This is a genomic window from Vibrio sp. 1078-1, from assembly GCF_033340475.1.
On the sequence record NZ_JAWOWM010000793.1, the window covers coordinates 1 to 538 of the forward strand.

Annotated in this window: 1 protein-coding gene; it reads left to right on the top strand. The window is 47.6% G+C overall.

Annotation, left to right across the window (positions count from 1 at the left end; all coding sequences use genetic code 11):
* Positions 1 to 538: YbaK/EbsC family protein (locus tag R7190_RS30100; protein ID WP_318138237.1), on the top strand; the 538-nt coding region annotated here is incomplete at both ends.

A 538-nucleotide genomic window follows, 5' to 3' on the forward strand; every position in this document is an offset into this window, starting at 1 on the left:
TAAAACGCTATTTGTTAAAGCGTCTGACGAAATCGATGCACCAATCATTGCGTTGATCGTTCGTGGTGACCACGAGCTAAACGAAGTGAAAGCAGAAAACCTACCTCAAGTGGCTTCTCCACTAGAGATGGCATCAGAAGAAGAAATTCGTGAACTGATCGGTGCTGGCCCTGGTTCTCTTGGCCCTGTAGGCCTTGAACTGCCATTCATCGTTGACCGCAGCGTAGCAGTCATGAGCGACTTTGGCGCTGGCGCAAACATCGACGGTAAACACTACTTCGGTATTAACTGGGGTCGTGACGTTGAACTGGGTCAAGTAGAAGATCTGCGTAACGTAGTGGAAGGTGATCCAAGCCCATGTGGTAAAGGTACGCTAATGCTGAAACGTGGTATCGAAGTTGGTCATATCTTCCAACTTGGTAACGTTTACTCAGAAGCAATGAACTGTAGTGTTCTTGGCCCTGACGGTAAAAACGTAATCTTAGAGATGGGTTGTTACGGCATCGGTGTATCGCGTGTTGTTGCTTCTGCGATTGAA